19 protein-coding genes are annotated in these 21,864 nt (G+C 70.7%); 5 read left to right on the top strand and 14 right to left on the bottom strand.

Annotation, left to right across the window (positions count from 1 at the left end; genetic code table 11):
* Nucleotides 1-3: 3 nt before the first annotated feature.
* From tatC to G4D85_RS07860, 4 genes are all read right to left on the bottom strand, one after another.
* Complete coding sequence (gene tatC, locus G4D85_RS07875; protein ID WP_164009634.1) at nucleotides 4-1,206, bottom strand: twin-arginine translocase subunit TatC; 1,203 nt, start codon at nucleotides 1,204-1,206, stop codon at nucleotides 4-6.
* 42 nt (nucleotides 1,207-1,248) lie between these two features.
* Complete coding sequence (locus G4D85_RS07870) at nucleotides 1,249-1,797, bottom strand: twin-arginine translocase TatA/TatE family subunit (RefSeq protein ID WP_164009632.1); 549 nt, start codon at nucleotides 1,795-1,797, stop codon at nucleotides 1,249-1,251.
* 132 nt (nucleotides 1,798-1,929) lie between these two features.
* Nucleotides 1,930-3,213, bottom strand: a complete 1,284-nt coding sequence (locus G4D85_RS07865; RefSeq protein WP_164009630.1) for an MFS transporter — start codon at nucleotides 3,211-3,213, stop codon at nucleotides 1,930-1,932.
* Nucleotides 3,214-3,253: 40 nt separating this feature from the next.
* The gene (locus tag G4D85_RS07860; protein WP_240359140.1) at nucleotides 3,254-5,305 is read right to left on the bottom strand and encodes a methyl-accepting chemotaxis protein; all 2,052 of its coding nucleotides are present in this window, start codon (nucleotides 5,303-5,305) and stop codon (nucleotides 3,254-3,256) included.
* A gap of 118 nt (nucleotides 5,306-5,423) precedes the next feature.
* On the opposite strand from G4D85_RS07860, the gene G4D85_RS07855 reads away from it, so the two are divergent.
* Entirely contained in the window at nucleotides 5,424-6,449 is a 1,026-nt protein-coding gene (locus G4D85_RS07855) for a histone deacetylase family protein (protein WP_164009626.1), read from the top strand.
* A 16-nt stretch (nucleotides 6,450-6,465) separates the two neighbouring features.
* Here the strand turns inward: G4D85_RS07855 and G4D85_RS07850 are convergent, their stop codons facing one another.
* Nucleotides 6,466-6,861 carry a response regulator gene (locus G4D85_RS07850; protein ID WP_164009624.1) on the bottom strand — a complete coding sequence of 132 codons (396 nt, stop codon included), beginning with the start codon at nucleotides 6,859-6,861 and terminating at the stop codon, nucleotides 6,466-6,468.
* 262 nt (nucleotides 6,862-7,123) lie between these two features.
* Between G4D85_RS07850 and G4D85_RS07845 the strand changes: the two genes are divergently transcribed.
* Nucleotides 7,124-7,885 carry an SDR family NAD(P)-dependent oxidoreductase gene (locus tag G4D85_RS07845; RefSeq protein WP_164009622.1) on the top strand — a complete coding sequence of 254 codons (762 nt, stop codon included), beginning with the start codon at nucleotides 7,124-7,126 and terminating at the stop codon, nucleotides 7,883-7,885.
* 30 nt (nucleotides 7,886-7,915) lie between these two features.
* Nucleotides 7,916-8,794, top strand: a complete 879-nt coding sequence (pyrF, locus tag G4D85_RS07840) for an orotidine-5'-phosphate decarboxylase (RefSeq protein ID WP_164009619.1) — start codon at nucleotides 7,916-7,918, stop codon at nucleotides 8,792-8,794.
* Here the strand turns inward: pyrF and G4D85_RS07835 are convergent.
* Complete coding sequence (locus G4D85_RS07835) at nucleotides 8,775-11,348, bottom strand: penicillin-binding protein 1A (protein ID WP_164009617.1); 2,574 nt, start codon at nucleotides 11,346-11,348, stop codon at nucleotides 8,775-8,777. The genes pyrF and G4D85_RS07835 overlap by 20 nt on opposite strands.
* A gap of 24 nt (nucleotides 11,349-11,372) precedes the next feature.
* Complete coding sequence (locus G4D85_RS07830; protein ID WP_164009615.1) at nucleotides 11,373-12,338, bottom strand: RluA family pseudouridine synthase; 966 nt, start codon at nucleotides 12,336-12,338, stop codon at nucleotides 11,373-11,375.
* Between the two features lie 44 nt (nucleotides 12,339-12,382).
* Between G4D85_RS07830 and G4D85_RS07825 the strand changes: the two genes are divergently transcribed.
* Nucleotides 12,383-13,849: a pentapeptide repeat-containing protein gene (locus G4D85_RS07825; protein WP_205525463.1), complete on the top strand. Its 1,467-nt coding sequence runs from the start codon at nucleotides 12,383-12,385 to the stop codon at nucleotides 13,847-13,849.
* A gap of 84 nt (nucleotides 13,850-13,933) precedes the next feature.
* Here G4D85_RS07825 and G4D85_RS07820 read toward each other — a convergent pair whose 3' ends face one another.
* From G4D85_RS07820 to G4D85_RS07795, 6 genes are all read right to left on the bottom strand, one after another.
* Nucleotides 13,934-14,320 (bottom strand): hypothetical protein, encoded by a 387-nt coding sequence (locus G4D85_RS07820; protein WP_205525462.1) that lies wholly within the window; start codon nucleotides 14,318-14,320, stop codon nucleotides 13,934-13,936.
* A 293-nt stretch (nucleotides 14,321-14,613) separates the two neighbouring features.
* On the bottom strand, nucleotides 14,614-16,266 hold the full coding sequence (locus tag G4D85_RS07815) for a hypothetical protein (RefSeq protein ID WP_164009608.1): 1,653 nt from the start codon (nucleotides 16,264-16,266) through the stop codon (nucleotides 14,614-14,616).
* A 112-nt stretch (nucleotides 16,267-16,378) separates the two neighbouring features.
* Nucleotides 16,379-16,960 (bottom strand): MOSC domain-containing protein, encoded by a 582-nt coding sequence (locus G4D85_RS07810; RefSeq protein ID WP_164009606.1) that lies wholly within the window; start codon nucleotides 16,958-16,960, stop codon nucleotides 16,379-16,381.
* A 32-nt stretch (nucleotides 16,961-16,992) separates the two neighbouring features.
* The gene (locus tag G4D85_RS07805; RefSeq protein ID WP_164009604.1) at nucleotides 16,993-17,970 is read right to left on the bottom strand and encodes an MBL fold metallo-hydrolase; all 978 of its coding nucleotides are present in this window, start codon (nucleotides 17,968-17,970) and stop codon (nucleotides 16,993-16,995) included.
* A gap of 98 nt (nucleotides 17,971-18,068) precedes the next feature.
* Nucleotides 18,069-19,004 (bottom strand): DMT family transporter, encoded by a 936-nt coding sequence (locus G4D85_RS07800; protein ID WP_164009603.1) that lies wholly within the window; start codon nucleotides 19,002-19,004, stop codon nucleotides 18,069-18,071.
* Nucleotides 19,005-19,055: 51 nt separating this feature from the next.
* On the bottom strand, nucleotides 19,056-20,039 hold the full coding sequence (locus tag G4D85_RS07795) for a GNAT family N-acetyltransferase (protein WP_164009601.1): 984 nt from the start codon (nucleotides 20,037-20,039) through the stop codon (nucleotides 19,056-19,058).
* A gap of 160 nt (nucleotides 20,040-20,199) precedes the next feature.
* On the opposite strand from G4D85_RS07795, the gene G4D85_RS07790 reads away from it, so the two are divergent.
* On the top strand, nucleotides 20,200-20,805 hold the full coding sequence (locus G4D85_RS07790; RefSeq protein WP_164009599.1) for a cytochrome c oxidase assembly factor Coa1 family protein: 606 nt from the start codon (nucleotides 20,200-20,202) through the stop codon (nucleotides 20,803-20,805).
* Nucleotides 20,806-20,895: 90 nt separating this feature from the next.
* Here G4D85_RS07790 and G4D85_RS07785 read toward each other — a convergent pair whose 3' ends face one another.
* Nucleotides 20,896-21,861 carry an electron transfer flavoprotein subunit alpha/FixB family protein gene (locus G4D85_RS07785; protein ID WP_164009597.1) on the bottom strand — a complete coding sequence of 322 codons (966 nt, stop codon included), beginning with the start codon at nucleotides 21,859-21,861 and terminating at the stop codon, nucleotides 20,896-20,898.
* Nucleotides 21,862-21,864 lie beyond the last annotated feature (3 nt).

Genomic DNA, 21,864 nt, shown 5'->3' with positions numbered 1-21,864 from the left:
GACCTAGGACGCCGGGGTGATACCGGTCTCCGCCTCGTTGCGCGCGCGCCGCCGCTCCACCAGCCACACCAGCAGCACGCCCAGCTCGTAGCAGAGCAGCATGGGGCCCGCCATCAGCGACAGGTTCACCACGTCGCCGGTGGGGGTGATGACGGCCGCGGCGATGAGGCACACCACGAAGGCATGGCGCTGGTAGCGGAAGAGCCACTTCGACTGCACCACGCCCACCACGCCCAGCAGCGCCATCACCAGCGGCAGCTCGAAGATGATGCCGAAGGCGAGGATGAGCAGCAGCACCAGGGAGAGCTGCTCGTGCATGGACAGCATGGGCCGCGTCCAGCGCGCGGCGTCATGCTGCGCGTACCCGGCGGCCAGCTCCTTCTCCAGCTTCCACAGTCCGGCCAGCTCCTCCGAGCGCGTGGACGCCACGCCCGCCAGCAGGCTGGCCGACTGGTCCATGGCCGCCGCCGCCGCCACGTAGTCCTGGCGCCCGTACGCCGTCACCGCCTCCACCCGCTTCTCCACCGCCTGGCGCAGCACGCCCCGCTCCGTGGAGTAGCCGGTCGACGCCGCGTCCAGCAGGGAGCCCAGGCCGTCCAGCCGCGCCTTCAGCTCCACGCTGACCGCAGGGGCCTGCTGCGGCTCCGACACCTTGCCCTCGCCGTCCGTCCGGAGGCTGGTGCTCGTCTCCTTCGCGAGCACTCCCGCCCGCTCGGCGTCGCCCACGCGCAGGAAGCGCAGGGCGTCGTCCGCGCGCAGCCGGGCCGTGTCCAGCCGCTGCTCCAGCGCCAGCGTCTCCTCCTCGTTGAGGAGGAACTTGAACATGGAGGGCAGCACCGCGAAGTAGCAGAAGCACGCGCCCAGGATGAAGGCGATGGAGCCGAACGCGACGAAGGGCGCGGCGAAGCGGCGCTCCTCCGGGTACAGGCCCGGGGACACGAAGCCCCAGATCTGCAGCAGGATGACGGGCGTGGTGAGGAAGATGCCGCAGTACACGCCCACCTTCATGAGGACGTTTATCTCCTCGATGCCGGACGTGTAGATGAGGGCGCGGCTGCCCTCGGGGAGCGCTTCCAGCACCGGCCGCATCAACAGGCCGAAGATGGGCTTGGCGAAGAGCAGCGAGATGGTGCCCAGCACGGCGACCGCGATGGTGCACCGGAGCAGGCGCGAGCGGAGTTCGGTGAGGTGGTCCGCGAGGCTCATACGGACCTCGGGCTCGGGAGAGACGGGCGGGGGACTCAGGACTCAGCTCCGTTTCGGCGCGTTGCGTGCGACCGTGCCCGGAACGGGCACCGGTGCATCAGGGGTGAACGGCGCCGGCTCCGCCGGGGCCGAAGACTCCAGGGGCGTGCCCGGCGCGGAAGGCTCGGGCTCGCGAAGGAACGAGGGCTCCAGCTGCCGGGGCCCCGTCGCATCCAGCTCCAGCACCTGCGTCCCGTGGCCAGGGGCCTGCCCGGCGCCCGGCTCGCCAGCCTCGGGGGACTGCTCCACCGGGGCGGCGACGCCCGCTTCGGGCGTGGGGAACTGGGGCGGCTCGGGCAGGGCCACCGGGGAGGGCTGCGAGTGGGCGAACGGCGTACCGGGGCGGATGGGCGGGGTGGGGTCCCGGGAGATTTCCTGGTCCATCGTGTAGAACTCGCGCTCCACGACGTTGCGGACCTCGTCCGTCTGGCGGCGGAACTCGCGCATGAACTTGCCGATGCCCCGCGCCAGCTCGGGCAGCCGCGTCGGCCCGAGAATGAGCAGCGCGGCCACACAGATGAGCACCATTTCGCCTGCGCCGATGTTGAACATGGTCCTGACGCGCTCCCCGAAAAGGCAGCCTGGGTTATCGCGCCATGGGACGGCCGGTGCAACCGCTCGTCTCATCCGGGCGTCCGCCCGTCACCGTGGGAGGGCGGCAGGCGGCCAGGCGCATCTCGAGACTCAAGACTGGTGGGGGGTGGCTCCGGGGGACAGGGGGACGGCCAGGCCCTGGGCCGGAGGCACCGCCAGGGCCCGGGCCTGCTCCCGGGAGCGCACCCGCCGCTCCACCACGCGGAGCATGGGGGGCACCAGCAGCGTCAGGGCGATGGAGACCCCGGCCACCGTCTCCATGCCGCCCAAGGTGCCATCCGGCCGGTCCGTCAACAGCTGCACGCTGAGGAAGGCGCCCAGGGCCGCGGCCATGTGCTGGATGGCGGACTGCAGGGACATGAAGCGCGCCCGCACCGGATTCTCCGGCACCCGCGAGGTGAGCGTGTTGTAGGCGACGTTGCGCATCCCCATGGACAGCATGAAGCCCATGAAGAGCACCGGCACCGGCAGCCAGCGCGGGTAGTCCACGAAGCCCACGTAGGTGGACACCACCGCCAGCACCGAGCCCACCGTGCCCACGATGAAGGCCCCATGCCGGTCCACCTGCGGGCCCGCCACCCGCAGCGTGGCGAAGCTCACCAGGCCGCCCACGAAGTACGCCAGCTTCAGGCTCTCGCGCGGGTAGCCCAGGTTCTGCTGCACGTAGGCGGCGATGTTGGGGACGATGACGAAGCTGGCCATCATCACCAGCGCCGTCATGAGGTAGGACAGCTGCACGTCCCCGCGGGACAGCAGCTCCAGCACGCCCACGGGCTGCGCCCGCCGCTCGGCCGTCAGGTGCCCGCGCACGGGCGGCAGGTAGAAGATGGCGCCCGCGGCGACCAGCAGCCCCAGCCCCGCCACCACGAAGAAGGGCACCCGCCAGCCGCCCCACTCCGCCATGGCCAGCGCCAGGGGCACGCCGAGGATGGACGCCACGGAGAAGGCCCCCATCACCGCCCCCAGCGCCCGCCCGCGCCGCTCCACCGGCACCAGGTCCGCGATGATGGACAGGGACAGCGACGTGGCCGGCCCGCCGAAGATGCCGGCCGCCACGCGCGTCAGCAGCAGCGTGGTGAGCCCGGTGGCGAAGCCGCCCGCCGCGGTGGCCAGCACCAGCCCCAGCATGGACACCGCCAGCGCCTTGCGCCGGTCGAACCGGTCCAGGAAGTACCCGCCCACCAGCCCCGCCACGCTCGCCGCCGCCGTGTAGGCGCCGCCAATGGTGCCGATGTGCGACGGGGCGATGCCCAGCCCCCTCGCGAAGTCCGGGCCCAGCGGCATGACCATCACGAAGTCCAGGATGTTGACGAACTGGACCGCGCCGATGAGGAACACCACGGCGCGCTCGGACACCTGTCGTTCTGAGGGCATGCGGCCTTCTACCTAAGCGATTCACGTCCGCGTTGCACGCCTACACGCGGAAGCGACGCACCTCGGCACGGAGGATTTCCGCCTGCCGCTGGAGGTTGTCGATGGCCTCCTCCAGTTGGCGCACCGAGCGTGTCTGGTGCTCGGACACGCCCTTGATGGTCTCCACTGCCTTGAGCACCTGCTCGCTGCCCTTGGTCTGCTCCTTCTGGGCGCGGTTCAGGTGGGTGACCATCTCGTTGATGCTCTCAATCGAGCGCGTAATCTGCTTGCTGCCGTGCGCCTGCTCCTGGCTGCTGCGCTGCACGTGGGCGGTGAGCGCCTTCATCTTCTCCGCGCTCTTCATGATCTGCTCGCCGCCCTTGGCCTGCTCGTTGGAGGCCTTGGAAATCTGCGACACCGTCTCGCTGATGCGGTGGATGGAGGCCGTCACCTGCTTGCTGCCGCGCGCCTGCTCCACGGTGGCGCGGGCAATGGCCTTCACCATCTGCGTGGACTTCTGGGTGCTGTCGTTGATTTTGCGCAGCGCCCCTTCCGCCTCGCGGCCCAGCTGCACGCCCTCCTCCACGTTGCGCACGCCCTGGTTCATCACCACCACGGCGTTGCGGCTCTCCTCCTGGATGCTGCGGATGAGCTCGGCGATTTCCTTCGTGGACGCGCCGGTGCGCTCGGCCAGGTCCTTGATTTCCTCCGCCACCACCGCGAAGCCCTTGCCGTGCTCGCCCGCCTGCGCGGCGATGATGGCGGCGTTGAGCGCCAGGAGGTTGGTCTGCTCCGCCACGTCGTCGATGACGTTGAGGATGTTGCCAATCTCGGAGATGCGGCGCCCCAGGCTGTCGATGACGCCGGCCGCCGAGCGGCTGGTGTCCTTGATGCGGTCGATGCCGGTGAGCGTCTTGCGCAGGGCCTCCACGCCCGTCTGCGCATCCTCGAAGACCTGCTCGGACAGCCGGGCCGTCTCCTTGGCGTTGGCCTCCACCTGGCCGATGGCCGCGTCCATCTGGTTGATGGCCGAGGACGTCTCCTCCGTGGAGGCGGACAGCTCATGGATGTTCTTGGCCACCTCCTTGATGGAGAACGTCATCTCCTCAATCGCGCTGGTGGTCTCCTCCACGCTGGCGGCCATGGCCTGGACGTTCTCCGCCACCTCGTCGTTGGTGGCGGCCATCTCCATGATGGAGGAGCTGCTCTCCTCGGCGCTCTGGTAGAGGACCTCGACGTTCTCCGCGATGCCGCGCAGCGAGGCCATCATCTCCACCATGGACGAGGACGTCTCCTCCACGCGAGCCTGCACGGTGCCCGCGCCGGAGGACACGGTGGTGCCGGTGCGGTGGATCTGCTCGACGACGCCCGCCACCACGTCGGACACGCCGCGCACCCGGCCCAGCGTGTCGCGCCAGCTCTGGGCGATGCGGTTGAGCGCCTCGGCAAGCTGTCCCAATTCGTCCCGGGTGCCCACGTCCACGCGCCCGGTGAGGTCCGCCTCCGCCAGCCGGCGCGCCATGCTCATCATCGCGTCCAGCGGCACGAGGATGAACGCGCGGGAGATGAAGAAGGCCACCGCGAGGAAGAGCGCCAGGCCGATGCCGAACGCCAGCAGCACGACGTGGCGCAGCGAGGTGACGACCTCCTCGATGCCGGAGAAGTCCACCACCACCAGCACCTGCCCGCTGCCGCTCTCGCGCAGGGACAGCGGGTGGGCCACGGCCTTGTCGCCATTGGCGAAGCCGAAGCCGTCGAGCGCCGTCACCTCCGGACGGGCGCGGAGCTCGTCCTGGAACCACGCGGGAGGCGCCTCCGGGTGGGTGGCGACCACCCGGCCGTCCCCGGCCAGGACGGCGATGACGGGGAAGTCGTCGTCCCCGGCGTGCAGGCGCTCCAGGCTGGCCGTCAGGCCCGCGTCGGGCTGGGTGGCCAGCACGGTGGCGACCTGCTCCGCCTTGTCCTCGCCATGCTTCAGCAGGCGGGTCTCAAGGTAGGCCTCCACCCGCGACGGGACGACGAAATAGAGCGTCCCGAGGATGAGGGCGAGCACCAGGGCGAAGGAGCCGAGCAGCAGGCTTCGCAGGCCGGGTTTCTTGAGGCGGGGAGTCAAGCCCGGGCACTGTAGGGACTGAATCACCGGCAGGGCAAGAACCGGCGCCCCCTGCCCCATCCGCCCACCCGCCGCCGGGGCCTGACTCCCCCCGCGCGGATGCGTAAGGTCTCAGGTGATGACCGCCACACTGCTGCTGACCGACCCGCTCTTCCTCCAGCACGACCCCGGCCAGGGCCACCCGGAGTCGCCCGCCCGGCTCAAGCGCGTCCTGGGCGTGCTGGCCAGCACCCCGGTGCGGGGCACGGTGATGGCCTCGCCCCGCTCGGCCACGGGCGAGGAGCTGGCCGCCGTGCACACCCCGGAGCTGCTTGCCTACCTGGAGCGCCTGAGCGGCCACCAGGCGCAAATCGACCCGGACACGCAGGTGTCGCCGGACAGCGTGGACGCGGCGCGGCTGGCGGCCGGGGCATCGGTGCAGGCGGTGGAGGAGGTCATGAAGGGCCGCGCGCGCAACGCCTTCGCGCTGGTGCGGCCACCGGGGCACCACGCCGAGCCGGGCCGCGCCATGGGCTTCTGCCTCTTCAACAACGTGGCCATCGCCGCGGAGGCCGGGCGCAGGCTGGGCGCGGAGCGCGTCCTCGTCCTCGACTGGGACGTGCACCACGGCAACGGCACCCAGGCGGCCTTCTACGGGCGGCGCGACGTCATGTACCAGTCCGTGCACCAGTACCCCTACTACCCGGGCACCGGCGCGGCCCACGAGGTGGGCGTGGGCGAGGGAGAGGGCTACACCGTCAATGTCGGCCTGCCCGGCGGCAACTCGGACGCGGACTACGGGATGCTCTTCGAGGAGCTGTTCCTCCCGGTGGCGGAGGCGTACCGGCCCCAGCTCATCCTGGTGTCCGCGGGGTTCGACCCGCACCAGCACGACCCCATCGGCGGCATGGACGTCACCGAGCGAGGCTTCGCCGCCATGTGCGCGTCCATGAAGTCCCTCGCCGAGCGCGTCTGCGACGGCAAGCTCGTGCTGATGCTGGAGGGTGGCTACTCCCTGGAGGGGCTGTCCCAGTCCGTGCACGCCTGCGCGGAGGTGCTGGCCGGGCGCGCGGACGGCTTCCCCACCGGCACGACGAACGCGGACGCGAAGCGCGCGCTCGAGGCGAGCCGCGACGCGCTGCGGCCGTACTGGTCCATGCTGTGAGGTGGAGCGCGCGACGTCACGCGTGCTGCGGCTGGGGCTGCGGCCGGCGCACGTAGCGCTCGACGGTGCCCAGGAGCTGCTCCAGGTCCACCGGCTTCTTCAGGTAGCCGGCCACACCGAGCGCCGCCACGTCCCGCGCGCTCACGCCCTGGCCGGAGACAACCACCACGGGGAGGGAGGCAATCGAGGCGTCGGCGAGCTGCCGCTCGCGGAAGTCCCAGCCGCTGATGTCCGGCATCATCAGGTCGAGCAGGATGACGGCCGGACGCGCGCCCCGCCGCAGCAGCTCCAGCGCCTCACGGCCGCCCCGGGCCAGCAGCACCGTGTACCCCTCCAGCTCCAGCACGTCCTTGAAGGCGAGCAGGATGTCGGGGTCGTCGTCGACCGCCATCACGCTGTTCCATAACGTCATGCTCGCGCGCCTCCCCCGAGACCATAAGGTGCGGACGGGCGAGCCCCCGCGCCATGGCCCTGGCGACGCAGCCCCTGGGACCGGGCTGGGTGCGGGCGGGGCCGGGCGCGCGCCCGTCAGCCAACAGGCCCTCCACCTTCGGGGTGGGGTGCTGCGCCAGGGGAGCGGTTGAGCGGAAGCCGCGAGCACCCGCCGTGGCACGGATTTGTGTCCCACCCTGCTCCCAACCGTGCGAGAAGCCTCTCGCACTCAGGAGGACTGCATGGCGGAGATGAGCTACCGGACGGCCCTGGTGACGGGCGCCTCGAGCGGCCTGGGCCGCGGGCTGGCGCTGTGGCTGGCCAAGCGGGGCCTGCGCGTGTTCGCCTCGGGGCGGCGGCTTCCCCAGCTCCAGGCCCTGGCCGCCGAGGCCCAGGCCGCCGGCGCCACCGTGGAGCCGCTGGAGCTGGACGTCACCCAGGCGGACGCGACCCTGGAGCGCATCCGCGAGCTCGACGCCGAGTGTGGGGGGCTGGACCTGGTCGTGGCCAACGCCGGCGTGGGCGGCGTCACCCACGCCAAGCGCCTGCAATGGGAGAAGGTGCGCGGCATCATCGACACCAACGTCACCGGCGCCGTCGCCACGCTGAGCGCCGTGCTACCGCAGATGGTGGAGCGGCGGCGCGGCCACCTGGTGGGCATCTCCAGCCTCGCGGCGTACCGGGGGCTGGCGGGCCACGCGGCCTACTCCGCCTCCAAGGCCTTCCTGGCCACCTTCATGGAGAGCCTGCGCGTGGACCTGGGCGGCACCGGCGTGCGCGTCACCTGCGTCTACCCCGGCTTCGTGAAGAGCGAGATGACGGCGAAGAACGACTTCCCCATGCCCTTTCTCATGGAGACGGACGCGGCCGTGGAGCTGATGGGCAAGGGCATCCTCCGTGGCGACACGGAGCTGACCTTCCCCTGGCAGCTCGCCCTTCCCACGCGACTGGTGAAGGTGCTGCCCAATCCCCTCTTCGACGCCGCCGCGCGCCGGCTGCGCTGACGCGTTCCACCTCTTTCAGGAGACCGCCCGGTGACTTCACTCCCCCCGTCCTTCTCCCACAACTTCCACGCCCTCGCGGACCAGCGCTCGCCGTTCTGCCTCGGCATCGACCCGTCGAAGGACCTGCTCACCCGCTGGGGGCTGCCTGACACCGCCCAGGGCCTGCGAGACTTCTGCGACCGCCTGGCCGACGCCGCCGGTGACAGGGTGGCGCTGGTGAAGCCGCAGAGCGCCTTCTTCGAGCGCCACGGCCCGGACGGACTGAAGGTGCTCCAGCACGTGATGAAGCGCTTCAAGCAGGCCGGCGCCCTGACGCTGCTGGACGTGAAGCGCGGGGACATCGGCTCCACCATGGACGCGTATGCGCAGAGCCTCTTCGGCCCGAACAGCGCCTACCAGGCGGACGCCGCCACGTTCTCCGCGTATCTTGGGCTCGGCGCCCTGGTGAAGACGATTGAATTGGCGCGCGCGGCCAGCGCCTTCGCCTTCATCGTGGTGCGCTCGTCCAACCCGGAGGGCACGTCCCTCCAGACGTCCACCGGCACCGACGGCCGCACCGTGGCCGAGGCCCTGGCGGACGGCATCCGCGAGCTGAACGAGAAGCCCGGCCCGGGAGCGCCGCCGGTGGTGGGCGCCGTCATGGGCGCCACCCTCCCCGACAGCGACAGGGGCGTCGTCGAGCGGCTCGGCGGGGCGCTGATGCTCACGCCCGGCATCGGCGCGCAGGGCGCCGGCTTCGATGACCTGAAGCGCCTGTTCGACGGGCGCGAGGCCCAGGTGGTCCCCACCGCCACGCGCTCCGTGCTGGAGGCGGGCCCGGACACCGCGTCCCTGCGCGAGGCGCTGGAGCGCCACCTGGAGCCCGCGCGCCGCTTCCGCGCCAACGCGTCTACTGCGCGCCCATCATGAACTGGTCCACGTCGACCTGGTTCTTGTCGGGCACGGCGTCCTTGGGCTCGGTGCCCTTCTTGAAGAACATCAGCTCGGAGCCCTTCGCGCCCGGCGACGCAACCTTCCCCGTCTTCTTGTCGATGTAGAGCTTCACCAGGTCCATCGACTGCCACGGGAAGAACTCGGACTGGGGCCGGCCCTCCAGGGCGCGCTTCATGTAGTTGAGCCAGATGGGCAGCGCGGCGCGACCGCCCGTCTCGTAGTGGCCCAGCGGGTGCTGATTCAGGTCGTACCCCACCCACGCCACCGTGACGAGGTCCCGGGTGTAGGCGGCGAACCACGCGTCGAAGGCGTCGTTGGTGGTGCCCGTCTTGCCCGCGGTGGGCTTGCCCAGCCGGCTGGCCGGGCCGCCGGTGCCCTGGAGCACCACGCCGCGCAGCAGGTGCGTGAGGATGAAGCCCGTCTCCGGGCTCATCACCTGCTCGCCCGGCTCGAAGAGGCGCGCGTAGCCGGCGGCGACGCGGTCCTGCAGCGGGGCCCACGCGTCGTCATAGGCGGTGTGGTCCTCCAGCGTGCGGCCCCAGCGGTCCTCAATCTTGCGGATGAAGTACGTGGGCTTCTTGCGGCCGTAGCGGTTGAAGGTGGCGTAGGCGTTGGCCAGGTCCACCGGGTACACGCACGAGGAGCCCAGCGCGGCGGAGAAGTCCATGTTCATGGGCGTGGTGATGCCGAGCTTCTGGCTCCACGCGGCCATGTTCTTCACACCCACCGCGCCGAAGGTCTTCACCGCGGGGATGTTCAGGGAGTTGATCATCGCGGTGCGCAGCAGCACGTCGCCCACGAACTCCTGCTTGAAGTTCTCCGGCTTCCACGACACCTTGTTGTCCGGGTCGTGCTCCACAATCGGCGAGTCGACGATGACGCTGGCTTCCGTCCAGTCGAGCTGCTCCAGCGCCGCCGAGTAGACGAAGGGCTTGAAGGAGCTGCCCGGCTGGCGGCAGGCCTGGAACGCGCGGTTGAACTCGTTGTCGTCGAAGTCGTACCCACCCACCATCGCGGTGAGGTACTGGCGGTGGGGGTCGATGGAGACGAGCGCGCTCTGCGCCTCGGGCGTCTGCTCCAGGCGGAAGAGCGTCACGCCCTCCTCCGGAATCTCCTCGGCCAGCTTCTTCTCCCACTGCTCCTTGTCGTCGGTGAGCTCCTTCTTCGTCACGTGGCGCACCACGACGACGTCGCCCACGGCGATGGCCTTCTTCACCGACGAGATCATCATCGCCGGGTAGTAGGCCACGGGATTCACCTTGCGCGCCCAGCGCATGCCCAGCAGCGGCAGCCGGCCGGCGTGCGGGCCCACCTGCACGTCCGCGCCCTTGCCGTCCGCGTCAATCGCCGTGACGACGGCGACGTAGAGCCGGTTGTCCACCAGCTCCTGCTTGCCCATGGACTTCTTCGCGCGCTCCAGGAAGGTCTTGATGGCCTCCGGCGAGGCGAGCTGCTGCACCGGCCCGCGCCAGCCCTGGCGCTTGTCCAATGACAAGAGGCCGTCCAGCACCGCGTCCTGCGCGGCGCGCTGGCGCTCGCTGTCCATGGTGGTGAAGACCTTGAGGCCCTCCTTCAGCAGCACGGGGTTGCTGTACCGGTCCACCATGTCCTTGCGGACCTGCTCCACGAAGTACGGCGCGAACTCGTGGAAGACGTCCTCCACCGGGTACACCTTCACCGGCTCGGCGTTGGCGGTGTCGTGCTCCGCCTGCGAAATCATGCCCTCGTCCAGCATGCGGCGCAGCACGTAGGAGCGGCGCTTGCGCGCGGCCTCCGGACGCAGGAAGGGCGAGTAGCGGCTGGGCGCCTGGGGCAGGCCGGCGACGAGCGTCATCTCCCCCAGCGTCAAGTCACGGACGTCCTTGCGGTAGTAGTTCTCCGCCGCGCTCTGCACGCCGTAGCTGTGGTGCCCGAGGAAGACGTTGTTGAGGTAGAGGTAGAGAATCTCCTCCTTGGTCAGCGACTGCTCCAGCCGCAGGGCGAGGATGGCCTCGCGAATCTTGCGGGTGAGCGTCTTGGCGGTGGCGGACTTGTAGCCCTCCGCGGAGATGAGGACGGCCTTCGCCGTCTGCTGCGTGAGGGTGGAGCCGCCCTGGATGCCGCCGGAGCGCAGGCCCAGCTTGGAGCCCACCGTCTTGAAGCCGGCGCGCGCGGTGCCCAGCACGTCCACGCCGAAGTGGTCGAAGAAGCTGGAGTCCTCGCTGGCGATGAAGGCCTGGACGAGCCGCTTCGGAATCCGCTCGTAGGGCACCACCTTGCGGCGCTCGTTGTAGAACTCGCCGGCCAGCACCGCGTCGTCGGTGTAGACCTCGGTGACGATGGGCGGCCAGTACTCGTCCACCTTGGGGATGGCGGGCAGCCCGTCCGAGTACACGTAGTACACGGCCACCACGGCCACCACGGCGGCGGTGGCGCCGGTCAGCGTCAGCCACCCGGCGGCCTTGAGGAGGAACTTCCACCAGCGCCCGGGGGGAACGCCGTCGAGCACCAGCTTCGAGCGGCTGCGGTCAGTCGTCTTGGGGTCGGCCATACGCGTTTCGGAACCTTGCGGGCTTCAGGGCACCAATGCAGCCCGCTTGAGCACGTCCCGGAGCTCGGGTGCGAGGGGGGCCTCCACGGCCACCTTCACACCGCCTTCGGGATGCGGAAATTCAATGCGCTCGGCGTGCAGGAACAGACGTTTCAGCCCCCAGCGCGCCCGCACGTCGCGGTTGAAGGCGAAATCTCCGTACTTCTTGTCACCCGCCACCGGGTGTCCGATGGCGGCCAGATGCCTTCTTATCTGATGGGTGCGCCCGGTCTCGATGGAGCAGGACAGGAGCGCTGCGTCGCCCGACTGCTTGACGACCTTCCACCGGGTGAGGGCCTCCTGCATGTTCACCCCACGACGGGCCTTGGACTCGGCCGTCTGCTGGTGCTCCGACAGGGGCAGGTCGATGACCCCGGAATCCTTGGGCATCTTCCCCTTCACCAGGGTGAGGTAGCGCTTCTTGGAGAGGCCGTTGGTGAAGACGTCGGTGAAGTGCACCATCGCCGGGCGGCGCTTGGCCACCAGGATGACGCCCGAGGTCTCCCGGTCCAACCGGTGGGCGGGGGAGGCGGCGAAGTCGTTGCGGACGGCCTTGGGGCCCAGGTAGGCGCGCACATAGTCCACCAGCGTGCCGCCGGTGATGCCGCTGCCGGTATGGACGGCCATGCCACTGGGCTTGTCCACGGCCATGAGCCAGTCGTCCTCCCTCAGAATGACCAGCCGGCTGGGGTCCACCGGCGGGGGCGGGGGCGTCGGACGGTCCGATTTCGGACGGTCGTCGGCCGTGAGCTGCTGCTCGTCGCCGCGGATGGTGAGCACGTCTCCCTCGGCTAGCAACTGCTCGGGCTGAGCACGCTTTCCGTTCACCCGCACCTTCTTGGTGCGAATCATCTTGAAGAGGTGGCTCACCGGGACATTGGGGAGCCGTTTGCGCAGGTGCTTGTCCAGCCGCATCCCGGCGGTGTCGGCTTCGATTCGGTACTCGATCATTTGTGCTGGCGTGCGGACCAGACCATACGAATAATCCCCGGTCCATGGCGAAAGCCCCGAGTATCGAGAAGCTTCTTCAGAGTGGTTCGGCGGAATGGAACCGGATGCGCAAGTCCGGTCAGGTCTCAACCGACCATACCGGCGCTACCTTTACCCAACTTTTCTCCGCCAACACGGACCTGTCAGGCCTCGGCCTCATCGGCTCCGAGTGGGAGCGGTGTGACCTCTCCAAGGTCAACTTCCGGGACGCGGACCTGTCCAACGCCTACTTCCATGGCGGCCGGCTCCAGGACTGCGACTTCCGGGGGGCCAACCTCGAAGGAGCGACATTCGAGAAGCTGAAGCTCCTGCGCTGCGACTTCACGGGCGCCAAGGGGCTGGACGACGTCGAGATGGACGACGTGGACATGGACCGGGTCGTCGGTCTGGACGGCGAGGAGGCCCCTCCGCCCCCCCCGCCCCCGGCCCAGGGCATCACCGCGTTCACCCGTGAGCAGCGCGAGAAGGCGCTGGGCGCCCAGGCCGCGGCGGTCATGCAGGGGGAGCCGGCGGGCGAGGAACTGCCGCCGTTCCGCCCGCAGGACCCGCCGGGCTCGCTCTTCTTCCGGGCGCTGAAGCGCCTGGCCATGCCTCCGGTGTGGGTGCTGGACGTGCCGGGCCTGCGCCCGCTGCTCCCGCAGCGGCTGCCTCCGGGCAGCCAGCTGGAGACGCTGTACCGCGAGGCGGTGAAGACGCGGCTGGAGAACAAGAAGCCGTCGGCGGACCCGTCCGTGGTGGAGCGGGCGCAGAAGGCGCTGCGCATGGGGGCGAAGGACGCCGCCGTGGCCGCCATGTACCTGCGCGAGGTGGGCGTGGTGCCGCTGGCGCGCTTCTCCGCGGCGCAGGTGCTGAAGGCCGCCCTCCAGGAGGAGGTGCAGGTGGATGACCTGACGGGCTCCATCGACCCCCGCACCACGGGCGCGCTGCTGGAGCTGCGGCTGACGCACGACGTGGTGGAGCACCTGCAGGAGGCGCGGCGCCGGCTGGCGGCCACGCAGCTCTACACGTCGCTGCTGGAGGCGGGCTTCAACCCGGAGAACAACTGGGACGAGGCGCTGGAGTCGAGCGACGCGGCGATGGAGCTGGCGCAGGCGGCCACGGGCGAGGACCGCAACGCCCTGTTCGAGGGCTTCCAGGTGTTCGCCGCGCTGCCGGAAGAGGCGCGGCTGCGCCGGCTGGCGTACCTGGCCGAGTCCATGTCCAACCTGGAGCTCATCAGCCGGCTGCCGGAGGGCATGGAGCCGGGGTGGCTGAACGGCCCGGAGACGCGCGAGTGCCATGAGCGGGAGATGACGTACGTCCAGGCGCTGAAGGCGCAGGACATCCCCGCGAAGGTGCCGGCGCTGGCGAAGGCGGAGCTCGGCGTTCCCGAGGGCGAGGTGCCCGAGGACAGCGACGACGACCTCTTCGTCCACGTGCGCTGCGACGTGTGCGGCAAGGAGAAGCTCATCGTCCAGTCGCCGGACGTCTGAAGTCCCGGTGACGGTGCAGGCCCGCGGGGCCGCTCGGGTCCGGGAGTCTTCCCGGGCCTGGCGGCCCCGAGGTGTTTCTGGAGGTCAGACGAGGCGTTCGCGGGCGGCGATGACCTTCGCGGCCCAGTCCCGGCCCTCTTGCCCTGGGAGCCAGGTGTCGAAGCGCCCCTCGCGGATGAGCTGGACGAGGCGTTCGTCGCGGGCCAGCAGGTGGGGCATGCGCCACTGGAACCGCAGCGCCGCCGCCCCGTCCGCCTTGAAGTCCTCGTGGGCCACCAGTTCTTCCAGGTAGCGCGAGTAGGTGTCGAAGAGGCGGTCCACGGTGGAGGCGACCGGCAGCGCGTAGCCCTGCTCGTAGGTGTCGACCCACACGACGGGCTGTCGGCCCTGGTCATCCGCCAGTTCTGGAACGGTGGCGTAGTAGTGGGCCAGGAACGGCTCGCCCCCGAAGACGAAAAACGACGAGAACAAGGCTTTCTGCCAGCTCTCCCTCATGGCCCTGTTCTGCTCTTCCAGCGCATTGACCTCGTCGTTCATGTCGAAGATGACGAGTCCATCGACATCCGCGGCAAAAACTCCCCTCCCCACCCTGGAATAGAAGCTGGCGAGAAGGGGGTCCAAAGAGGTACCCGCGATTCGAGTGAATGGCTCCGGCGGATGGCGCCCCGGGGGTTGGGTGACCACTCGAAGCCCGAGTCTTCCGCACACGTCGAGCAGTCGATCAAGGCCAGGCAGGCCCACTTCATCCATGAGTTCGGCCTCCGCTACTCGATGCCCGGAAAGAGTCTTTTCAGGGCGTCGAGCGCAGCTTTCTCCGCGGCTTCAACTGCCTTGGCCGACGGCGGTGCTGGAACGACCTGGTGGTACCAAGGCTGGAATCGACCATCAATGATGTCGGCGGTCCTGAGCACATCATCGGCCGTTGCCTGGGGGCGAGCCTGCCGGAACCGGTCCCAGAGGCTGCTGATACGCCGGTGGACTGACACCTCGACCATCGCCAGATTCTTTGCCGCGTTGATGTCCTCGGCCGGGAAGAGGTGGGCGTACTGCAGGGGGCGTCGATGGTGGACCGGCCAATCTTCCGGACGGGAATCCATGACGGAGATGAGGTGACGATTCTGCGACTTGTAGAACTGGCGTGCCTGCCCCCGGAGCACGTTCTTTTCGTCCGTGGTCAACGGCGTACTGGCGAGGCCCTCGATGCGCGCCATCAGCGCTCGTAGTTCCTGCCGCTCCCCCCCGCTCAGGGCCTTCTCCCCTTCGAGCTGCGCCTTCGCCCACAGCCGCTCGAAGGTCCGCTTCTCCCCGCCCGACAGCCGCGTCAGCATCGTGCGCAGCCAGCCCGCCGCGGCCTCCTTGCCCTGACGCAGCGCCTTCAGGACGATGCCGCCGCCTCGCACCGCGAGGAACCCCGCCCCCTTCGCGAGCACGCCTCCCACGTACCAGAGGGCCAGTTCCTCCACGCCCCGCTGTGCCAACCACGCGAAGCCCTCGTGCACGCCCTCGCGCCAGCGCCGCAGGATGTCCTCGTGCAGCGCCCGGTACTCAGCGACGGCATCGGCGTCGAGTCCGTCCGGCGGAGAGGCGCGGACCACTCGCGCTCCCTCGACCCACCCGCCTGCCCGCACCGCGTCCTCGCGGTGCACCAGCACCAGCTCCAGTCGCACCGCGCGCGGCCCCAGGCCCTCCATGAAGGGCAGCAGCACCTTCACCGCCTCGGCATGCACCGTCTCCGACACCGCCCGGGGCTCGTCTCTGGCCCCCGGCCGCGTCACCTGGTAGCCCTTCAGCTCCCAGCCCTCCACACGCCCATCTTCCAGCCTCGCCTCCACCTCCACCCGGGCCGCGCCACCGGCGGGGACGGACACCGCGCGCAGCAGCCTGGCCAGCCCCTCCGTCTGCGCCTCGCGGGTGGGAGCCAGTGTGCCCTCCCAGCGCACCGGGAGGCTCTTCGCTTCCAGCGGGCGCTGGGCGTGGGAGCCCGATTCATAGTCCACGGCCCAGCCCGACTCCTGCCGCCGCAGCGCCAGCCGCACCTCGCCCGTGCGCTGCTTCGCATACGCCTCGAAGACGGTCCGCAGCGAATCGAAGGCGGTGTCCGAGTCCACCGGCCGGCCCGCTGGGCCTTCCCGTCCGGAGGCCTCGTACGCCACCAACGTCAGCGCACCACGCTCCACCCAGAACGTAAACGCCAGGCGCGCGCCCACCTCGTGCACGTCACCGGCCACGGCCCATACCTGGGCCGCCGCTCGCGCCGCCTCCGCACTCGCGGCCTGCTCCAGCGCGGACTCGTCCATGCCAGCGGGCAGGCCTTTGCCCACCCACACCGTGCCGCCCGAGCCGTCATGCGTCGTCGCGCAGCCGGCCCACACCACCGACAGGGAAAGGAGGACCGTTGCCACGAGAATTCGCGTCATGAGTTCCGCCCCCTTCCAGGTGGAGTACGTGCCGCGTTGAACCGCGAGGAGGGGAGCGCCCACCTCGCCTGGAGTACCGCCGCCAGCACGCCTTCGCCTTCCCGCGCGCGGGCTACGTCGGCAGCACGTACGTCACCGGCTTCGGCAGCATCACCCGCACCTCGTCCCCGGCGCGGAGGACTCCCGGCCGCTCCACCCAGGCCACCAGGCCGCGTCGCTGCCACGCAGCCTTCACGAAGCGGCTCGCCAGCTTCTCCCTGTCCGGGTGGTGCGCCTCGATGACGCGCCCCGGGCCGGTGCAGGGCTCGTTCTCCCCTTCCACCGCAAGCACCGCGTCCCCGGGGAAGAACAGCCGCGTCCCCGGCGGCAGGTGCGTCAGCTTCGGCACTCCGGCGAGCTCCAGGTTGGCGCCCAGCCACGCCGCCAGCACCTTTGGAACGCCCAGCGCATCCGCCACCTGGGCCAGCTCCTCGCTCGACACCAGCGACAGCTGCCGCGTGTTGCGGATGGGCGTGCCCTTGGGGAACCACGGCGTGCGCACGTCCGCCGGCCGCGTCAGCCCCGCGTGCCGGTCCCCTTCGAGTCCCTCGAAGGACACCTTCGCCTCGGGCAGCTCCCGGGTGACGAAGGACTTGCGCTCGGTACACACGAGGACGCGCACGGCGCGGCCGGCGAGCTGCGGAGTACGGGCCATGGCCCTCCTTCTAACCCGCCGCGCCGCCCCTGTCAGAGCAGGGTGAGCTGCTGCGGCTTCCCGCCCAGCGGCCGCGCGTCCAGGCCGGCGTCGCGCAGGGCCTGCGCCAGCTCTTCCGCGAAGCCGTGGCAGGTAATCACCTCTCTCGCGCCCGTGGACTTCGCGTAGGACACCAGCGAGGGGAAGTCCGCGTGGTCCGACAGCGGGAAGGCCACGTCCGCGCCGTAGCGCCGCGCCGCCCCCGGGTCCACCGCCCAGCCCGTCAGCACCGCCGTGGCCCTCGGCCACAGTGGCGCCAGCGCCCCACCCCGCGCCTGGTGTGGCGGGATGAAGAGCACCTCGCCCGGCTCCACCTTGCCGTCGTAGCGGCGCAGGTTCTCAATCGGCACGCCCAGCTCCGCGTAGAGCTGCGCCACCTCGTGGATGGAGGCGTGCGCCACCAGCGGGAAGCCACGGCCAGCGAGGAACTTCATCGCCTCCTGGCTCTTTCCCAGCGGGTAGCCGAGCAGCACCGGCACCGCGCCGCGCTCGAGCTGCTTGCGCACCCACGCCTCCACCTGTCCCAGCACCTCCGCGCGGGGCGGGAAGCGGTAGCGCGGGTGGCCGAAGGTGGACTCGATGACGAGCGTGTCGCACTCGGCCACCACCGTCGCCTCGGCGGTGAGCGACGGCGCCACGTTCAGGTCGCCGGTGTAGACGATGCGCTTCCCATCCGCGCGGATGACGCGGAGCTGCGCGCTGCCCAGGATGTGGCCCGCCGGCAGCAGCTCCAGCACCAGCGGCCCCAGGTCGAAGGGCTGCCCATAGGGCACCGAGAGCGGCGCATTCACGGGCCCCAGCCGGTGCGTCATGAAGCGCAGCGTGGCCGCCGTGGCGATGGTGCGCTCATGCCGGGCGATGTGGTCCGAGTGGCCATGGCTGACGAAGCACAGCGGAGACTTCCGCTTCGCATCCAGGGACAGGGGGGTGCCCGTCAGGTGCATCCCGTTTCGCCGCAGCTCCACACTCATGGGAAGGGCCCGGATATAGCGCGTCCCGGTGCCAGTGGCCCTCCCCACTTCTCCGCTCCGTCCGCCCGGTCGCTGGGCAGGCCCACCCGCGCCTACCGCTACGCGGTCCGCGCCCGCCACCAGCCCCAGGCCGCGGCGCCCACGTCGGACACCAGCACGCCCAGGAGGATGAGGCCGCCCCCCATCCACTCCCGCGCGCCCAGCACCTCGTAGCCCAGCGCCACCGAGTAGGCCGCGGCGAACACCGGCTCCATGGAGTAGATGACCGCCGCCCGCACCGCCGTCGTGCGCGCCTGCCCCCACGTCTGCACGCTGATGGCCACCGCGCTGGCGAGCACGCCACAGACGAGCACCGCTCCCAGGAGGGACGGATTCCACTCCACCCGCCGCGTCACGAAGGGCAGACACACCGCCGACATCAGCGCCACGCCCCAGAGCTGCACGGCCACCAGCCCCATCACTCCCTCCTTCGGCGCGTACCGCTCCGTGAAGGTGATGTGGAACGCATAGGCCACCGCGCAGCCCAGCGTCAGCACGTCCCCCTGCGCCAGCCCTCCGCCCTCCCCGCCCGCGTCCGGCCGAGTGAGGAAGTAGAGCCCCACCGCCGCCAGCACCACGCCCAGCAGCGACGTGGGCCTGGGCACCCGCTTGAAGAGCACCAGCGACAGCAACGGGACGAACACCACGCTCATCCCGGTGATGAACGCCGAGCGCGAGGGCGTGGTGTCCGTGAGCCCCACCGTCTGCAGTGCGAAGCCCACGAAGAGGAAGCAGGCCAGCACCCCGCCACGCCGCAGATTCACGGGGCTCAGCACCTGCCGCCCCGCCAGCACGCTCAGCACCACCGCGCCCAAGGTGAAGCGCAGCGTGAGGAACGAGAACGGGTCCGCGTGCCCCAGCGCGCCCTTCACCACCACGAAGGTGACGCCCCAGAAGAGGGTGATGAGCGCCAGCGCACCATCCGCCTGGAGCCGCTGCACGCGCTCCGCACGGGGCGGGCCACCACTGAGGATGTCGGGGGTCGAGGTGCTCACGAGGCCCGTGCTTCTGTCTCAGGTCGGCGCGCAACGCAACCGCACCCCGGGTCAGGGCTCCAGGTCGCGCTCCAGGACGACCAGCGCCTTGGTCCGGCCCGCCGCGTCCCACGCCTCGTTGGTGCGCCGGGTCAGCTCCGGAGCAGCGCGCCGGAAGCCCGCCCCGCCGAAGGTGCGCAGCGAGGCGGCGTTGTCGTCGTCGATGTCGGCGTAGACGCGCGCCTCGCCCTGGCTCCGCGCCTCGTCCACCAGGCAGCCCAGCAGCCGGGTGGCCACCTTCATCCGCCGGGCCTGCGGCGCCACCACCAGCGAGCGCACCCAGACGCCGTCCAGCGGGAGCGCCTCCTGCCGGTACGAGTCCACCCAGGCGAAGCCCTGCAGACGGCCCTGCCCGTCGAAGGCGCCCGCGGCGGCACCTCGGCGGGAGGATGCGTCCAGGCCCCACCGCTCCCGGAGCTGGCGGCGCAGGAAGCCGGGGGACACCACCAGCCGCTCCCCCGCGAAGACGAGCAGCGCGTCCAGGTCATCGGCCCGCAGCAGCCGCACCTCCAGCGGCCCCACGAGCCGCTGCCGCAAGGGTCTGGACCAGCCGGAGAAGAAGAAGTCCCGCACGCCCCGGTAGACTAACCGGCTCTCGGGCCGGGCCCACGCCGCCGCCATCGCCTGGCGCGCCACCCACAGCGCCGGCCGGAAGGGCCGGGGCAGCGGAATCACCCACGGCCCCCGCCGCACCGCCACCACCCGCCCCAGCGTCACTCCGCCCGGCGGGTCCGTGCCCCCCAGCAGCGAGGCCGTCAACCACGGCCGCGTGGACACCACCACGTGCGCCACCAGCTTGCGGCCCTGCCGCATCAGCGCCACGTCCCCCCGTCCCAGCGCTCCGGGCCCGCAGCGCAGCACCTGCACCGCGTCGCCGCGCCCCAGCAGGGGGTAGAGGCCGTGCCCCGCGCCATGGACCCACAGCCGCTGCCCGGGAGGCAGCGCGTCCAGCACGTCCAGCAGTACCTGGGTGGAGGGAGTCTTCCGCGGCGGCATGGCACCTGCCCACGACATACCAAACCCCGCCCCGCCCGCCGAAAGTCACCGGGACGCCACTCTGTCCGCCAGCCCGTCCGGGTTCTATCGCGCCCCGCTGGGTCCCGGTATGAGTGGGCCGTGCCCGCCTGCCACGGGGGCGCGGAGGAAGGACACATCCATGGACACGGTGCCCGAGGGTAACCTGGTGCCTCAGCGGGGCTGGTGGAGTCGGAACTGGAAGTGGTTCGTGCCGGTGGGAGGCTGCCTGGGCCTCGTGGCCTCGTGTGGCTGCCTGGGCGCAATCCTCGTGGGCGTGGGCTTCTCCTCCCTCAGCAAGCTGGGCGCCTATACGGAGGCGGTGGCCATCGCCACGTCGGACGCGGAGGTGCGACGTGCGCTGGGCACCCCCATCGACACCGGCCTGCCCAAGCAGTCCTCGGTGAGCTCGAACAACGGCCGCACCGACGCCCGCTTCACCATTCCGCTCGACGGGCCCGAGGCGGACGCACTCCTGCGCGTGGACGCGTCACAGCAGGAGGACGGCGCCGAGTGGAAGTACCGCACCCTCACCGTGGAGCTGGAGGACGGCTCCCTCATCGACCTGCGGGAGGACGCCCCCGAGCCGGAGCTGGAGGAGCCCGACGACGAGGACCGGGCGCCGCTACCCTCGCCCAAGCCCCCCGTCCCTCCGGAGCCGCCCTTCGGGGCCGAGCCCCCCGGCCGCGACACGGCGGAGCCCGCCGACGGGGACGAGCGCGAGGGCGAGAGCGACATCGAGCTGTAGTCCACCTCGCACCGGCCCCTGGAACGGCGAAGGGGCGGCGCGGGGAGTGTCCCCACGTCGCCCCTCGGGCCTGCAACGGAATCCCGGGTGCTACTTCAGCTTGCCCAGCTCCGCGCGCAGCTCGGGCAGCACCTTGAAGAGGTCCGCCACGATTCCGTAGTCCGCCACCTGGAAGATGGGGGCCTCGGGGTCCTTGTTGATGGCGACGATGGTCTTCGAGCTCTTCATGCCCGCCAGGTGCTGGATGGCGCCGCTGATGCCGGCCGCGATGTAGAGCGCCGGAGCCACGACCTTGCCCGTCTGGCCGACCTGCAAGTCATTGGGCACCCAGCCCGCGTCGCACACCGCGCGGGACGCGCCCACCGCGGCGCCCAGCTCGTCCGCCAGCGCCTCGATCTCCTTGAAGTCGCCCTTGGTGCCGCGGCCACCGGAGACCACCACGCGAGCCTCGGTCAGCTCGGGGCGGGCGCTCTTCACTTCCTTGAAGTCGATGAACTTCGTCTTGGAGGCCTCCACCTTCGGGGTGAAGGTCTTCACCTCGGCGGCGCCCTGGCCACCCTGGGCGGCGGGGAACTCCGTGGCGCGCAGGGTGAACGCCTTCACCGGCGTGGTGAGCTTCACCTCGGCGAAGACGTTGCCGGCCCACATGGGGCGGCTGAAGGTGACGTCGGCCCCGCTGCCGTTGAAGCCCATGACGTCCGTGGCCATGGCGGCGCGCAGACGCGCGGCCAGGCGCGGCATCAGGTCCTTGCTCTGCGCCGTGGCGGCCATGCCCACGTAGTCCGCCTTCAGCTCCTGCACGAGGGTGGCGAGCGCCGGGGCGTACGTCTCGGCGAGGTAGTGCTCCAGCTCAGGGGCGGCGCCCACGTGTACGGCCTTGGCGCCATAGCCCTTGAGCTCGTCCGCGGCCTTCGCGGGGTCCTTGCCCACCAGGGCGATGTGCAGCTCGCCGCCGGCCTTCTCGGCCAGCTGCTTGCCCGCGCCAATGGCGTTGTACGTGGCCTTGCGGAGGTTCCCGTCCGGCTGCTGCTCGGCGATGATGAGAACGATTGGCATCTG

The organism is Pyxidicoccus trucidator, from assembly GCF_010894435.1.
GTDB classification, from domain to species: Bacteria; Myxococcota; Myxococcia; order Myxococcales; family Myxococcaceae; genus Myxococcus; species Myxococcus trucidator.
This window is presented reverse-complemented; position numbering and strand designations above follow the sequence as displayed.

Bases quoted from the DNA above. Each gene is read 5' to 3' on its own strand.
- G4D85_RS07805 (WP_164009604.1), bottom strand. From the start codon at position 17,970: ATGAGTGTGGAGCTGCGGCGAAACGGGATGCACCTGACGGGCACCCCC.
- G4D85_RS07810 (WP_164009606.1), bottom strand. From the start codon at position 16,960: ATGGCCCGTACTCCGCAGCTCGCCGGCCGCGCCGTGCGCGTCCTCGTG.
- G4D85_RS07845 (WP_164009622.1), top strand. From the start codon at position 7,124: ATGGCGGAGATGAGCTACCGGACGGCCCTGGTGACGGGCGCCTCGAGC.
- G4D85_RS07795 (WP_164009601.1), bottom strand. From the start codon at position 20,039: ATGCCGCCGCGGAAGACTCCCTCCACCCAGGTACTGCTGGACGTGCTG.
- G4D85_RS07790 (WP_164009599.1), top strand. From the start codon at position 20,200: ATGGACACGGTGCCCGAGGGTAACCTGGTGCCTCAGCGGGGCTGGTGG.
- G4D85_RS07785 (WP_164009597.1), bottom strand. From the start codon at position 21,861: ATGCCAATCGTTCTCATCATCGCCGAGCAGCAGCCGGACGGGAACCTC.
- G4D85_RS07830 (WP_164009615.1), bottom strand. From the start codon at position 12,338: ATGATCGAGTACCGAATCGAAGCCGACACCGCCGGGATGCGGCTGGAC.
- G4D85_RS07835 (WP_164009617.1), bottom strand. From the start codon at position 11,348: ATGGCCGACCCCAAGACGACTGACCGCAGCCGCTCGAAGCTGGTGCTC.
- G4D85_RS07825 (WP_205525463.1), top strand. From the start codon at position 12,383: ATGGCGAAAGCCCCGAGTATCGAGAAGCTTCTTCAGAGTGGTTCGGCG.
- G4D85_RS07870 (WP_164009632.1), bottom strand. From the start codon at position 1,797: ATGTTCAACATCGGCGCAGGCGAAATGGTGCTCATCTGTGTGGCCGCG.
- G4D85_RS07855 (WP_164009626.1), top strand. From the start codon at position 5,424: ATGACCGCCACACTGCTGCTGACCGACCCGCTCTTCCTCCAGCACGAC.
- tatC (WP_164009634.1), bottom strand. From the start codon at position 1,206: ATGAGCCTCGCGGACCACCTCACCGAACTCCGCTCGCGCCTGCTCCGG.
- G4D85_RS07850 (WP_164009624.1), bottom strand. From the start codon at position 6,861: ATGACGTTATGGAACAGCGTGATGGCGGTCGACGACGACCCCGACATC.
- G4D85_RS07865 (WP_164009630.1), bottom strand. From the start codon at position 3,213: ATGCCCTCAGAACGACAGGTGTCCGAGCGCGCCGTGGTGTTCCTCATC.
- G4D85_RS07815 (WP_164009608.1), bottom strand. From the start codon at position 16,266: ATGACGCGAATTCTCGTGGCAACGGTCCTCCTTTCCCTGTCGGTGGTG.